This window comes from Lewinella cohaerens DSM 23179 (assembly GCF_000379805.1).
Lineage (GTDB): Bacteria > Bacteroidota > Bacteroidia > Chitinophagales > Saprospiraceae > Lewinella > Lewinella cohaerens.
The window spans coordinates 250,170-264,741 of record NZ_KB903587.1 but is presented as its reverse complement, the minus strand read 5'-3'; the positions used below and the strand labels follow the sequence as shown (position 1 = coordinate 264,741).

Genomic DNA, 14,572 nt, shown 5'->3' with positions numbered 1-14,572 from the left:
TGGGCCGCTGATCAGCGTATAGAATTTGTATTTCTCCCCCCGTATTCCCCTAATTTGAATTTAATCGAGCGGCTTTGGAAGTTTATGCGTAAAAAAGCCATCAGCTCTATTTACTACGATACGTATTCAAAATTCAAAGACGGAATAATTGATTTCCTCAATGACACTAAGTCATACAAGTCGGAGTTGCGCAGGCTACTAACGTTGAATTTTCGTTCAGTAGGTGGGGCTTCTGTGTACGCCCAAACCACTTAGGGACGGGTATATATGGAGCAGTATTTCTAGAAAATCAATTCTCAGATCAAATGTTAATTGAGTATTTAAAAAAACACTATGCTGTGTTTAATGAATACGATAGGGATAGGTTGCTTGATAATATCAGTAAAACTGAATTAAGTGAAGATACTAGGAAGAAAATACAACCTGCTATAGATTTTTATGAAAATTTATATTAGAATGCAGGTGTCGGCCTGGGCTACTGGTAACGGTGGTTTGTGAAGACCGACAAACAAATCGAGCCTTTCAAAAAGACTGCTGCGAAGTGGTCTTCAAAACTGTTAATCCCCTACGGCAAAGGGTAGAGATAGCGTCCTCGTATATACCGCAAACAATCCTATCACTGCTGCCCAACAACCCCTTCTACCAAATTATTAAGATAAACCTCCACATTATCGTACACCGGATGCAATTCATGCCCGTTGGCTTGAGGCTGATCGACGGGCAATTTATGTTTTCGTTTCCAGGTATCAGGCATGCCATCACCAGCGGTGTCTTTGGCAGCAGGTGCAGTAGTCAATAGGGGCCAAGAACCTACATCTTCTTGCGAATCGATGATGCCATTGGTACTTCCATTTGAGCCGGAGGCGGTGTATTTTCCTTGTCGAACATTTTCGATTATCCTCGTATCTACGGCATCTCTCACGTAAGAGGCGCCACCAATTGCGAGGACTTTTTCGTAAGCGTCCTGCGCCGAATGAGTAGCGACATTGTTGTTGATCAGATGTTCGACAGGAATGCGAATGGCTGCTTTTTCTTCGTCGGAAACCGCTCCGTAGCGAGAATGGAATTGGTTGAAGACACCGCGTCCCCAGTTGTCAGCGGTTGTTTTTGGATAATCTGCGACGTAATTGCCATTGATGTAGTACTTACCCCAGATGTTATATATCGCTGTCTCGGGCTTAGTGTTTTTATCAATGGCTATGATACGATGCCGATTGGAGGAGGCTGGGCCGGGCTGGTAGTAGCAATTGACAATGTTGACATTCATTGCTTCACCGCCATAACAGCTATTGTCTCCCCAATTGTAGATGACGTTGTTGCGAAGATCAGTAAGATCGGTGAGCGCAGCGATGTCACCGGCACGTTCCCCCAGACGAGGATTACGACTGGCGTGGTTGGCAATTAGGTTATGATGAAACGAAGCATTCGTGCCGCCCCAAATGGCACCATAACCATGCTCTCCTTTGTGGTGAACCGAATTATTGAGGCTCTCTGAAATGATACACCACTGTAAGCTGGTATTGTTATTGTCATAAAAGGAAACACACTCATCAACGGACCAACTCATGGAACAATGATCAACGATAATATTACTTACTCCTCTTGCTTCAAGGGCATCAGCTTCCTGCTTCTGTTCGTCGCCGAGCCGGAATCGTAAAAAGCGAATAATGACGTTGTTGGCCTTAATAACTACAGGGTAGTCTTTGATACAAATACCCGCACCGGGCGCGCTTTGCCCCGCAATAGTGAGGTTGCCCTCCTTGATGTTTAGGCGTGATTGTAGAGCAATGTTGCCAGCTACTTTGAATAGAATGTACCGAGGGCCGGGTGTTTCAACCGCTTCGCGAAAACTTCCTGGGCCTTCGTCATTTAGGTTGGTGACATAAAGCACTTTGCCTCCTCGGCCACCCGTGGTAAATTGTCCAAAACCTTCCGCGCCGGGGAAGGCTGGAACTCGCGTTGAAGGGGTAGTAGCATCAACAGTGACAGGTAAGGCAGAAGTTGCCAACTGCTGACGATTTGCGCAGCTGCCCATTAAAATAACGAGAAGGAGTAAAAACAATAAAGGCGTATTTTTTGAAGATCGTATCATTGGTAGGAGGATAAGGGGTAAATAAAAAATCCCGGATTCCACCTAAGTGAAGTCCGGGAAAAAGTACATTTTATAAAAAAATTACTGGACGCGCCAGCGTGGGTCGCCAGCATCCATACGGCCACTAAAGCCGGTATCTTTGAAGTTGAAATCCATGCCAACGTAAGGGTCTACCCAAAGGTCTTCCGCTGTTCCTGCGTAATTCAATGCAGGGAATCCAGGGATTTCAGAACCAGGGGTGAACGCAAAATTAGAAGGAGCATACGTATTAACGACATTAAAGAGGGTTGCTTCCAAACCATCATATATACCTCTTACCGCTAGGTTGCCGGTCATGCCTTCGTCCCAGGCGTGGCCCCAAATAGAGTTGGTGATGGAGATGCCATTGATTACATTACTCAATTCACCATCTGTTCCCCGCCAGCGGAAAACGATGCCATCGGGGTCAGCCAATTCACTAAGCGTACAATTGTCAATTACTACAGATTGAGCGTTTTGACGAGTAGTCATGAAAGCGTGAATCTTGGTAAATGTACTGTTGGTAAAGGATGCGTTGTCAAAGGCAGCATTACCGGCCCCATCTGTATCACAAGTAACAACTCCATAGTTTCCAATAGAGTGGACAATAGAATTATTAATGTTATAATTGGTCAAGAACATTTGTGTCCTCATCCGAATAATACCCCGGAAGTTATTGATCACACAGTTGTCAAAAGTAAGTTCATTAACCACTGTCAGTGTAGAAAGATTGGGGTTGAAAACATAGTCTCCTCCAATGTCTTCTCCCCGAAGTTCAACATCAATGAAGCGTACATGGTCAATCATCGCTCCTTCCAGGAAATTCCAGTTGCCAGTAGTAAACAAGATGGCTTTTTGTTCGCCAAAACCATAAGCCGCTGTGATCGTAATCGATTTGTCGAGTGGATCAGAAGGCAGGTTGTATAATACGCCTTTCTTGAGTACAATAATTTGGCCGTCTGTTGCTGTAGGAATAGCATTGATTACAGCGTCGGGGTCATCAGAAGTACTCAGGTCAATCACGTTTGGATCAGTGAGGTCAATGGCACTGGCAATCATATTGTAAACTTCCCAACCGCGCAAGACTTCTCCATCTGCACCACTGTAAATAGCGATTTGATAGCTAGTCAATGGTTGTAGTCCGGAAACGATAAATTCACCGTTCTCCTGTGCTTCCGTATCCATGTCAAATTCGAGTAATGGATTAGCCAAAACCTCATCTGCGACAGTAAATACGCGGATTTTTGTAATCGGAGCACCAAGTAACTCCCAGCTTACACGTGCTTGAACGTCCAAGATGTCTCCAACTGTTGGGATGTTAAGAATAGAAGGGAAACGTTCTGTACGTACACTTCCAAGATCAGAAGCTCGGCTATCAAAAGTAGGATCGGCAGCGTGGGCAGTTACCTGAATTTGGTAAAGTGTATTCCAAAGTAAAGATTCACCATTTAGTGTCTCTTCATTGATGACGACAAAGTTGGTATCTGACTCTATAGTATATAAGGTGCTGGCAAAACTGTCACGGCTTACCTCTAAAGTATAGGAAACCGCATCTTTGATGTTGCCCAAGTTGACAATAATCGTATTGAGTTCTGCATACAAATCTTCACTCAAGACAGGGCGGAAAAGACGAGTTTCTTCGTAAATAGCTTCATCTTTTTCACAAGAAACCAGTGAGATACCGATAGCACCAACCAGCAAGAACATTGCCAGACTGAGATTCAGTTTTATATTTTTCATTGTTAAATTTTATATAGTCATTCATGTTTATTGAAGAAGCCTGCTTATTGGTTGGACATTTGCCGACCAATAAACAGGAGCTAACTTCAATCTAGAATCCGTAGCCGTCGTTGGCTAATACCCCCTGGCTATTGGTGACAGCCTCTTCCGGGATAGGGAAAATATAGCGCGCTACTCCTGGTTTAGGACCTTCGTCGATGTAGTTGCGCCAGTCTTTAGTGATCCATTCCTTATAGGTCGTTACCTCATCCCGAAGCCCGAGTAACCAAGATTCTCGTGTCCAGGTTTCATCCGGAGCAGCAGCAATTTTCTGGTTAGGGTTAAGTACGGTAAAACGACCACTTTCGTCACGTTTCCAGTAGATGTAGTCAGGTAAATCTGCATAAGGGCCTGTTCCTTCAAAAGCAGAATCTGCCATGTCTTTGAGGGTCTGAACCGTCTCGGCCATTTTCTCGGAGTAATTACCCCAACGGATAAGCTCGTATTTACGGATCATCTCTCCACCAAATTCCCACGCACGCTCATTAACAATAGCTTCAAAGAACTCTTCTTTACTTGTAGAAATATTGGCGAGGTAGTTGTCTACTTTATCATCCCAAAGGGCGCTATCAAAAGCACGGCGTCTTACCCGGCTGAAGGATTCTATAGCGGCAGCTGTAGGGCCGTTAAGCTCGTTTTCTGCTTCGGCGTGCATTAGTAATACATCTGCATAGCGTAGCATCGGCCAGTTGATTCCTGTTCCTTTAGCAGAAGAAGATCCAGGGCCAGCATCAAGGTAATAACGACTCCATTTTCCCTGAGAAATATTGGAGATGCCACCGTTGACGAATTCTTCTTGGAATTCCGTGTTTACGATGTAGTACGCACAAGTCACATCACGGCGTGTATCAAGTGTATCGAAAGAATAGTAGTAGGAGGGAGGCATCGCCATATAATTGTTGCCTGATCCGTAGCTGTGGGAAGCAGTAGCCCCCCCTTGAACAGTTACACCAATGTTCCAACCTACATCACCATTACCTTGTGCAAAAGGAACTTCGAAAAGAATGTCATCATTTACAGGTGTTACAAACTTTGCATTGTTCAGGAATACCTGGCGGAAATCTTCCGGTAGTGGGCGATCCTTTAGGCTTATCAGTTTTTCGGTATAATCTTTAGCAACCTGGTAGTAAGTCAAGTAATCATTGGGGCGTTCCATATTCAACGAAGGAGTAAGGTAGTAACCACCACGCTGTAGCGCAATTCTGGCAATTAGGCCAAGGGTATATTCCCGGTTGACTTGCTCAATGCCATAGGGCAGTTCTTCAGCCCATAACATTTTACCTTCAATAGCCATCATGTCTTCAATGACCTGAGAAAGGATGACATTGCGATCTTCTTTACCCAAAAAGAAGTCATTACCAGCTTTAGGCGCAAGCCGAACATTAGGGACATCTCCAAAGTGATAGGTTAAGATGCTATACCAGTAGGCCCGTAAAGTGTAGGCTTCACCCAATAAGTGGTACATGGTCTTGGAAATGAGAACGTCGTTGGAGTTAAGGGCTTCACTGGCTTCAATACCTTCAATTGCAATGTTAGCATCACGAATAGCCGTATAAGCAGCATTCCAAACTTTACTCAAGTCGCCATTACTGGCTAGTGCGTTCAAGTCCCAAATTTGGTAGCGATCACCAGAGCTGGTCCAGCCGCTTTGGCGTTCGATATCGGTATTGCCTGTCATGTTGTTGGACAGGCGGGAACGAAACCCATCTACGCCAAACTGCACATAGATAGCATTGACGCCTTTGCGGGCATCGTCGACATTTGAAAAAACATAGTTGGTGTCGAAAGTCGAAATAGAATCTGGCTCCAGAAAATCGCTACACGCTGTGAACGCCAAGGCCATGATTGCTATAATATAATATTTGAGTCTCATATTATTAATATTAGAAGTTCGAATTAGAAGGTTACGTTAAGCCCGAAAGTGTAAGAGCGGCTTCTTGGGAAGGCAGAGTAATCAACACCCGGCGTAAGTGCCGAATAAGCTGAGTTTCTGCTAGTGCTCACTTCAGGATCATAACCCGTGTAGTTCGTCCAAACGTATAGGTTGTTGCCCGTTAGGTATAGACGGAGGCTAGAGATACCTAGCTTCGAAACCATGCTGGTAGGCAAAGTGTAACCGATGGTAGCATTGTTTAAGCGAATGAAAGAACCATCTTCTACGGCCCAAGAATGGATGACAGCCTGGGCTACACCGTAGCTGTTGTGCGACCAGATGTTCTTATCTGCGTTCAGCTCAGCCAATTGAGCTAGATCCGTAACAATTTCACCAGGTGTGCCGGTATAAGAACCATCAATGTCAACGTAAGTAAAGCGGTTGTCTGAGTTCATCGTATTCAATAAGTTGCCATAGGTTACCCGACGGAACTGATTGTATTGAATCTTACCTGTATTATAGATGTCATTACCGTAAGACCAGTTGAAGAACAAGGCTGCATCCAGGCCTTTGTAGCGCAGATCCAAGCCTATTCCACCTTGGTGTTTGGGCAGGGTGTTGCCAATTACCTGACGGTCGTCGCTGTTAATAACACCATCACCATTGAGGTCTTTCAACTTTAGGAAACCAGGGCGAAGATTAGGATTTCCCACTGTCGCACCAGCGTTTGGTACACCGTCGTTGAGGGTGTAAGTATCACTTGTTTCATTGTAACCACTAAAGTCATCAGTAGTATAGTAGCCATCAGTAACGTAGCCGTAAATATCACCAAGGGTACCACCAACTTCCAGGTAGAAGTCATTCTGGTCTTTCAAGTCAGTACTCGCCCAATTTGATTGGAAGAAGCGAGCGTCGGTACCGTCTAGTTCTTCAATCTTAGCACGGTTAATACCGATGTTGAAATTGGCAGATAACGTAAAGTCAGAACGGCTGATGAGGTAGGTGGTTAAGCCCAACTCTACGCCTTTGTTAGAGGTAGAGCCGATGTTGTTCCATTGTGTACTAAAGCCGGTATTCGAAGGAATAGCTGACTGTAAAAGAAGATCCTCCGTGGTATTGCTGTAGACGTCGATGCTACCAAAGACGCGACTTTCAAACAAGGAGAAATCAAGACCAAGGTTACGGTTGGTCGTTGTTTCCCACTTGAGGAAAGGATTGTACAATGTGCTGCCAGACGGCGTATAGTAAACGTTGTCAACATTGCCGAAACCAGGGCCTCGGTTGGTAGAACCTACAAAGAGGAACTGGGTAGCGGTCGCATCAATACGGTCGTTACCAGTTTGTCCGTAGCTCACCCGCAGTTTCAATTCTTGGATAGCCTTAGAGTTTTGTAAGAAAGGTTCTTCAGAAATTTTCCAGCCGAATGCTACGGCAGGAAAGTATCCAACACGATTGTCTTTCGCAAAACGGCTGGAGGCGTCAGAACGCATGGTGGCCGTAAAGAGGTAGCGATTGTTAAGCTGGTAGTTTGCTCGACCGAAGAAAGATACGCGATTTGCATCCGTAAATTCTTCCGTCTCGTGGCGGTCAGTACGACCAAAAGTCATGTTGGCAAACAGTTCTTCTGGTGTAATAGACAAACGGAAATCCTCTGCCCGTACAAAATCAGAACTGCCACCGTTAGAGTAGATTTCGTGGCCGACCAAGAAGTCCAGGCTTTGATTTTGCCCCACATTTACATTGTAGTTGGCGGTGTTTAACCAGCGATAAGAATTACGCTCAATATCCGTTTTTTGCCCCAATGGAAGACTACCACCGTTGTTGAATGACTCTCCGGTGAGTGGCCCATAAAAGCGCAAACGTTTGTCAAAGGTTTTGGAGCCTGTAAACGTAGTCTTCAGGTCAAGATTGTCAATGACATTCCAGTTCAACGCTGCGTTGAAAACGTAATCATTAATGGTTCTTTTTCGCCAATCTTGCTTTACCAAGTCTGTAGGGTCAACCAAGCTGCGTAAAAACGTCTGGTAATCATCACTGGCATCCAGTGCGTTAAGGTCAATCTCCAGTTCGTCAGCAATACCGTTGATGGGGCGAGTTTGTACGGCATCTTTAATGGTAATCTGAGAACTACCGGAAGTACCAGCACCATCAATGACGGTTCCGGTAACACGAGTAGATGCCTCGAAAGTCAGGCGATCAGAGATTTCCTGATTTAACTTAAAGTTCAAAGCGTTTCTTTGGAAACCTGAGCCAATCATCAGACCTTCATCAGTATTGTTGGTGAGGCTCAGACTTAGCTTTGTCTTGTCGTTACCACCAGACATGCTCACGTTGTGATACTGCGATAGCCGAGGGTCACCAAAGAGTTCTTCCTGCCAGTCGGTAGGTCTTCTTTCTTGGTATAGTTCCAAGTCATCGTATTTCCCGAAAAATTTTTCAAAATTACGCAGGTCAGCATCAGAACGTAGTTTGGCGTACTCGTAATTAGCTAAGGCGTATTCGTAGGGAGATAGCACTTCGTAACGACGATAGTCAGGCAGCTCCTTTAATTGGACAAAGCCATTGTAGGATACCTTTATTTTTCCGGCAGCAGCTCTTTTTGTGGTGATTACAATAACACCATTAGATGCCTGGGCACCATAAATAGCAGTAGCCGAAGCATCTTTCAGTACACTGATGCTTTCGATGTCGGAAGGTGGAATATCCCGAATACTGCTAACAATGAACCCGTCAACAACATATAAAGGAGAGTTATCCTGAGTAATGGACCCTCCACCTCTAACGCGAATGACTACCTCTGCATCGGGCGAACCGTCAGTAGTTAATACATTCACACCAGGAAGGCGCCCCGTTATAGCCTGGGCGGCATTCGTAATGGGAATCTGTGAAATTTTGTCGCCCGAAAGAGAAGCTACCGAGCCTGTCAAATCTGAACGACGAACGGAGCCATAACCCACAACGACGACCTCATCTAGTAAGGAGGCACTAACGTTCATGACGATATTAAGAACCTGGCTGTTGCCAATAGGTACTTCTTTGGGGGCATAGCCTGTATAGCTAAGCTCCAAAGTGTCGCCAGGTGAAGCTTTGACTTCAAAGTTTCCGTCATAATCTGTAACTGTTCCAGAACCGGTGTTTTTGATCATCACCGTTACCCCAATAAGGGGCTCGTTGTCTTCTGAAACGACATTTCCCCTGATGGTGCTTTGCCCCAATAAGGTGGTACTACCCAGGAGGAGGAAGCCTACCAGTAGAGCAAATAATGTTTGTAGCTCTCTACGTTTCATGAATAATAGTTTTATAAAGTTGAGTGTATTGAAAATTATACACAAAGAAAGCGGAGAGGAGTGAGATACGGGCAATTTAGCGGCATTCAAGAATTCACAAAAGTGTAGCAATATTTCACTTTAATAAACAAAGTTATTTTATGCTGATAATCAGTTAGTTGTGACGAGTGCTAGAGCGATTGCTTTACTTGAAGTGCTGTTTTTGCATAATTCATTACGCTAGCTATTGTTGTTATGGCTAGGTTTTGGAGATTATTATAAGCCAATGAGCTGTTTCGCCGAATCATCTTTTGTTTTTAGCACCCCCAATCTTCCTTTTTTTGAGCCCGGTGCTTAAAAAAAGCCCGAGCACTTACATCTTAGAAGTAGATTTGGCCTTCTCTTTTTCCAAGCTGGCTTTCATAAATGGGCCTATTCCTTTTGGATCATTGTCACGTACTGGTTCACCGATATAATACTCATATGAGCCGTCACGATAAGGGTCTCCTCCTAAACCGGCTACGGCGCAGCCACTGGTAAGGTGTATTTCCCCATCGTCATCTATCCGAATAAAGGTTTTGAGGATGCCTTCGTAACTTTCTGTGCCCAGTGTAAGGTATTTCTCGTCCAGATAACCTTCATTGGCTCCCTTGAGCATTGCATAGGTAAACATGCAAGAGCTGGTGGATTCCAGGTAGTTACCTTCCCGGTCAGGATAGTTGATCACCTGCCACCAGGTATTTGTCTGGGGATCACGAACTTTGAGAACCGCTTCCAAAGTGCGGTTGAGAATGGCAATGAGCGTTTTCCTTTCCGGGTGATCTTGTGGGAAATACTCCAAAACATCTACCAGCCCCATGCAATACCAGCCTATAGCGCGGGCCCAAAAGTGCGGAGAACACCCCGTTTCCGGATTGGCCCACTGTTGCAAACGGCTTTCATCCCAGCCGTGGTACAGTAAGCCTGTCGTCGCATCTTTGGTGTGCTTTTCGGCAAGAATAAACTGTTGGGCAATATGGTCAAAAATTTCAGGCTGGTTGTTCTCCTTGGCGTATCGTGCCTGAAAGGGCTCTCCCATAAAAAGGCCATCAAGCCAGATTTGCCAGGGGTATCGCAGCTTGTGCCAGTAGCCACCTTCGGTTGTTCTGGGCTGCCAATTTAGTTGCTGCTGAAGTTGGTCAATGGCTGTCTGGTAGCGTTTGTCACCTGTTTTTTCGTAAAGTTTGAAGATCAGCGGACCGGGCGCAATGTGATCGATGTTGAATTTAAAAATGTCATAGTCGCGAATACTACCATCTGCCAGAATCATGGTATCACCATATCCCTTGGCGTATTCAAAATAATAGTCCTCTTTACTGGCTGCTGCGACGTCCATAATACTGGAAAGAACCAAGCCTTGGGTATAGTTCCAGCGCGGCCTGGTCGCGAAGTCGTTCATCCACGCTTCTGGAGCTCGTTTCATAATGGAGAGGGCCATACGTTCCGACCAGGGTTTTTCTTCAGAAATACTAACGGTCATCGCAATAACGTCGTCGGCACTGAGTCCTTTCGGCGTGGTGTTTTGTATATTGTCGCATTGCCAGCAAGACAGTGCAACCAGCCAAAGGCTCATGATGGTTGCGAATGGATAGCGTTTGGATATTTTCATTGATAAAGTGTTTTATCAGGTTAAGTTTGATGATGAAGCTGAATTTTAGAGACTAACATCTAGTGGTGAAGACAATTCTTTAACTACTCCGTCAAGATATTTGACGAATGCTTCTTCTGTTTTCATAGCATTGGGCTCTTGTTCCCAGGCAGCCATAAAGTAATAGGTGAGGTGAAGGTCTTTTGGGGTAAGTACCACCACGTGGCTATGTTCGTCTTCTGTAGTTTGCTGGGCGTCAGTGATTTGATACACGACGGCCATGCCTAGATGGTCTTCGGCCAGGCTTTGTGCTCCCCAGGTAGCGAGGTAGGCCCATCCTCCATGGTTGCCTTGAATAACTTTGCCTTCGGGGTGTTTCACGATCCCGGTACATAGGTTAGCCAGCTCATTGCTAAGCGTTAGATCGTGCCGGGTGAGGCGGCTGCCCGCGTGGATCGATAATTCGGAAGTTACGTCCGTTTTTGCGTCACCGACCTGCCAGCCGAAGTAATTGGTGAGAATCTTGCTTTCCACTACGCCGTTTTCTACAATGGTACAACTGAGCGAATCGGTCGTTTCTACGCGAAGAGCTTTGTCTTCCTGCCAAGTTCCGAGTGCTCCAATGCCCAGTGATGAACCTACTTTGAGGACGTCCATTCCCCAGTCAGAGGGTTCGTGGTAGGAATCAAAGCCATCGAGGCCAACATCCTGTAAGACCATTTTCGGCGTTTTCTTGCCAAAAATATCGGTAGCATTTCGCCAGTCGAGATAAAAGCGGTAGCCTACAAGGTCTGATTCCCATCCTGGCCCTTCGTAACGAATAAACCACGAGTGATCTGTATGCTCCGGGGGGACATTGAGGTGGTCAACATTTTGGAATTCCCCGTCAATATATTCCCGGCCTTCCCAGTGGCCGTTGATTTTATGGGAAATTTCCGCTTGGGTGCGCTTGGGAAAAGTGGGCATTTTTTCTCCTTCTGCAAGTTCTACCAGTTGGACGGTTTTTTCTTCGCTCGCAGCAAAATCAAGGAGGAGGGCGTAGGTTTCTACTACACCATCTCTATTGTCATCATTAACCTGGAAAGGAATAGCACTTTCACCGCTGGTGAATTTTACTTTCGTTAAATCGAGCTCACTGAATTTTGTTTGTAATGTGGCAGCATCCAGCATAAGCAAAGCGTCTTTCCTGGGGGTGTCCAAAGTATTGCTCACTGTGAAGGTTGCTTCGTTGGAAGGAGCTTCTGCTGCCCCTGATCCACAGGCGGTAAGCAGGGGTAAAAAACCGATAATCAGATATTGGTATTTCATATTTGGTGAAATTTTAAGACGTTGGTTAGTTTGATATTTCAGGTAGTAAGAACGGTTGTAAAACACGTTCCGGCTGGTATTTTTTAGCCTGTCTTCGTTTTAATTGATGTGCCCATTTGACTCGTTGTGTCATTGCTGCACCAGGGCCTGTATTGCCGTATTCTCCATAAAATACGGTTTCTTCTTTTTCAGCAGAACCCCAGTTGTTCCATCCTTCTGGGCGAATATGATCTCCTATTTGGCAATAAAGAAATACGGTTTGAGCGTAGCTTCTCCAGGGACGCCCCAGATAGACGGAAGTGACATCTTTCGCTGCCGTCAGCTTGCACCGGAGGAAAACCAATCCATAGGGCCTACCCTGGGGAGTGCTCGCCGCCGTGATGTAGGAATTAGCTTTACTGTGAATGATACAGTCTTCAAACAGCGCAGTAGCTCCGCCAAAAATAAAGTCAGTGGTTCCTTCAATGTAGCAATCCTTAAAATGCTGGCGGGTATTGGCACCATCTACGTAAAGCGTATCCTGATGGCCAAGCATCCGGCAATTAACGATAACGCTTCGGTCGGCTTCAATGGCCAACGCTACGGCTTGCCCCACCTCACCAGCGGTATTGCTAATCGTCAGGTTCTCCGCACGAAAGTCATCTCCCTGTACCAGTAGGGTAGCAGTATGGAAAGTGCTGTTGCGCCCTCGGTCGATTTTGTCGAAATAATCTCCCCAGCGGATGATGGTTCCGGCAGGGCTTTCTCCCTTGAGGGTCAGATGGTTATTCCAGGCGTGTACTTTTACTTTTTCTTCGTAAATACCGTCCTTGATGAAAATGGTAATACGGGTGTCTGGAAAAGACTTAGTATCGTCAATTGCCGCCTGGATACTGGTGAAATCGCCGCTGCCATCTTGAGCAACGTATATTTCCGTCTTGTACTGCGCATGAGCAACAGTAACCAATAAAAGCAGCGGCAGGTAGATTAATCGTTTCATGGCGTTATTCTAAACCAGTCAAAATCGGCGTATCCGCCATTGTTTTCGTGTTCGTCACGGATGCTGAATAGCCCCACTTTGGCACCAATCCACTTGCCTTCTCTGGCCATGAATACTTCGCCAATGGGTATAAAAGTTTCGCCGTTAAGGCTGTAAAGAAATTGACACTTGCCACCTTCCGTCACTTTGACTTGTAGGAAAATCTCGTTCTGGTCAATGGGAATACTTTTTACGATGCGTTCTGGCTGGCCGTTTTCGGCCTTGATACATTCGGTTTGTTGTAGGAATAGTTGGCTGTCCTGTTGGACGAGCGCCAGGTAAGCGTAGTCTCGGCCCATCACCATTAGCCCCGTTTTTTCACTGTCAAAATGGTGGTGAAAAGTGAATTTAGTTGTAGCGGTGAAGGTCTCCGCCGGCATTTTCTGAAGCAAGAGATTAGGCGCTTCCCATAGATTGGTGATCTCCTTTTGCACGACGGGATTCATTCGTAGAAAGCCCATCGCGGAAGGAAATGCCCAGGTCGGTTCAGGGTTGGCATGCCACTGCCACTGTAAGCCTAGTATAGGTGTATTGAACTCGTCGCTGGTTTGAGGGACTTTTATTGTTGAACTTGTCTTCACGTTGGGCTTCTCCCAGGAGGCAACGGGTTCACCAATGCCATCGCCGTTGCTATCTTTTCCAATCATTAACCAGTCGTTTTCCCAACGGGCGGGTTGCAGGTGTACGATGCGCCCGTAAGGTTGTTTTTCCTGGAAATGAATAAACCAATCGTCGCCATTGGCCAACTCTACCCATGCACCCTGGTGAGGGCCGTTGATATCGGAATCACCTTGGTGGAGTACTATTTTATCTTCGTAAGGACCCCATACATTTTTTGAGCGTAGCACCGTCTGCCAACCAGTAGGTACACCACCTGCGGGAGCGAGGATGTAATAGTAGTCATTGCGTTTGTGCATCTTGGTTCCCTCAATAGTAGTGTGTGCTTCGTGGCCATCAAAAACCAATACGCCATCATCGAGGAGCTTGGAGGCATCAGGAGCCATTTCGTGAACAACAACAATGCTCTTGATCCCGGCACGACTACCCGCAAAAGCATGAACGAGGTAAGCTTTACCATCGTCATCCCAAAAAGGGCAGGGGTCAATCCATCCTTTCGCGGCGTGGACTAAGTGGGGTGGCGTCCATTCTCCGGCAGGGTCTTGTGTTTTGACCATGTAAATCCCGAAATCAGGATCTCCGTAAAAGATGTAGAACCAGCCATCGTGATAACGGAACGCTGGTGCCCAGACGCCGTTTCCGTGCTGGGGTTTGGCAAAGAAATCCGCTGGTGGCTGATGCTTAAAAGCATAGTTGATAATCTCCCAGTTGACCAAGTCCTTCGAGTGCAAGATAGGAAGTGCCGGTGCGCAGTTGAAACTGGAAGCGGTGAGGTAAAAGTCGTCTCCCACTCTCACAACATCAGGGTCAGAATAATCAGCGTGGATAATGGGGTTGCGGTAGGTGCCGTCGCCCATGTCGGGTTGCCAAACTTGAGCGTTCAGCTGTAGGATGGATAGAAACAAAAGTGCGATAAATGCCAATCTCATGGTTAGGAATTTCGGTTGTTGGTAAATCACACTTGTAAAAGTAG

General features: G+C 46.0%; 9 protein-coding genes. 1 reads left to right on the top strand and 8 read right to left on the bottom strand.

What is annotated here, in order from left to right:
- Positions 1-255 (top strand): transposase (locus A3EU_RS35615; RefSeq protein ID WP_020539033.1); only part of this gene is annotated, 255 nt, incomplete at its 5' end.
- Between the two features lie 361 nt (positions 256-616).
- On the opposite strand, the gene A3EU_RS0125505 is transcribed toward A3EU_RS35615, so the two are convergent.
- The 8 genes from A3EU_RS0125505 to A3EU_RS0125470 form a co-directional block, all read right to left on the bottom strand.
- Positions 617-2,092 carry a pectate lyase family protein gene (locus tag A3EU_RS0125505; RefSeq protein WP_026211589.1) on the bottom strand — a complete coding sequence of 492 codons (1,476 nt, stop codon included), beginning with the start codon at positions 2,090-2,092 and terminating at the stop codon, positions 617-619.
- Positions 2,093-2,173: 81 nt separating this feature from the next.
- The gene (locus tag A3EU_RS0125500) at positions 2,174-3,850 is read right to left on the bottom strand and encodes a DUF4957 domain-containing protein (protein ID WP_020539030.1); all 1,677 of its coding nucleotides are present in this window, start codon (positions 3,848-3,850) and stop codon (positions 2,174-2,176) included.
- Positions 3,851-3,941: 91 nt separating this feature from the next.
- A complete protein-coding gene (locus A3EU_RS0125495) occupies positions 3,942-5,762 on the bottom strand; it encodes a RagB/SusD family nutrient uptake outer membrane protein (RefSeq protein ID WP_026211588.1) in 1,821 nt (606 codons plus the stop codon).
- A gap of 23 nt (positions 5,763-5,785) precedes the next feature.
- Positions 5,786-9,049 (bottom strand): SusC/RagA family TonB-linked outer membrane protein, encoded by a 3,264-nt coding sequence (locus A3EU_RS0125490; protein WP_020539028.1) that lies wholly within the window; start codon positions 9,047-9,049, stop codon positions 5,786-5,788.
- Between the two features lie 352 nt (positions 9,050-9,401).
- The gene (locus tag A3EU_RS0125485) at positions 9,402-10,676 is read right to left on the bottom strand and encodes a glycoside hydrolase family 88/105 protein (RefSeq protein WP_020539027.1); all 1,275 of its coding nucleotides are present in this window, start codon (positions 10,674-10,676) and stop codon (positions 9,402-9,404) included.
- Between the two features lie 45 nt (positions 10,677-10,721).
- Positions 10,722-11,963, bottom strand: a complete 1,242-nt coding sequence (locus A3EU_RS31845; RefSeq protein WP_020539026.1) for a DUF4861 domain-containing protein — start codon at positions 11,961-11,963, stop codon at positions 10,722-10,724.
- A gap of 25 nt (positions 11,964-11,988) precedes the next feature.
- Positions 11,989-12,942, bottom strand: coding sequence for a pectinesterase family protein (locus A3EU_RS0125475; protein WP_020539025.1), 954 nt, complete (start codon positions 12,940-12,942; stop codon positions 11,989-11,991).
- On the bottom strand, positions 12,939-14,528 hold the full coding sequence (locus A3EU_RS0125470) for a glycoside hydrolase family 43 protein (protein ID WP_020539024.1): 1,590 nt from the start codon (positions 14,526-14,528) through the stop codon (positions 12,939-12,941). The genes A3EU_RS0125475 and A3EU_RS0125470 overlap by 4 nt, the downstream gene beginning before the upstream one ends.
- Positions 14,529-14,572: the final 44 nt, after the last annotated feature.

Excerpts from the sequence above, each read along its gene's own strand:
- A3EU_RS0125490 (WP_020539028.1), bottom strand. The coding sequence starts at position 9,049 with ATGAAACGTAGAGAGCTACAAACATTATTTGCTCTACTGGTAGGCTTC.
- A3EU_RS31845 (WP_020539026.1), bottom strand. The coding sequence starts at position 11,963 with ATGAAATACCAATATCTGATTATCGGTTTTTTACCCCTGCTTACCGCC.
- A3EU_RS0125495 (WP_026211588.1), bottom strand. The coding sequence starts at position 5,762 with ATGAGACTCAAATATTATATTATAGCAATCATGGCCTTGGCGTTCACA.
- A3EU_RS0125470 (WP_020539024.1), bottom strand. The coding sequence starts at position 14,528 with ATGAGATTGGCATTTATCGCACTTTTGTTTCTATCCATCCTACAGCTG.
- A3EU_RS0125475 (WP_020539025.1), bottom strand. The coding sequence starts at position 12,942 with ATGAAACGATTAATCTACCTGCCGCTGCTTTTATTGGTTACTGTTGCT.
- A3EU_RS0125505 (WP_026211589.1), bottom strand. The coding sequence starts at position 2,092 with ATGATACGATCTTCAAAAAATACGCCTTTATTGTTTTTACTCCTTCTC.
- A3EU_RS0125500 (WP_020539030.1), bottom strand. The coding sequence starts at position 3,850 with ATGAAAAATATAAAACTGAATCTCAGTCTGGCAATGTTCTTGCTGGTT.
- A3EU_RS0125485 (WP_020539027.1), bottom strand. The coding sequence starts at position 10,676 with ATGAAAATATCCAAACGCTATCCATTCGCAACCATCATGAGCCTTTGG.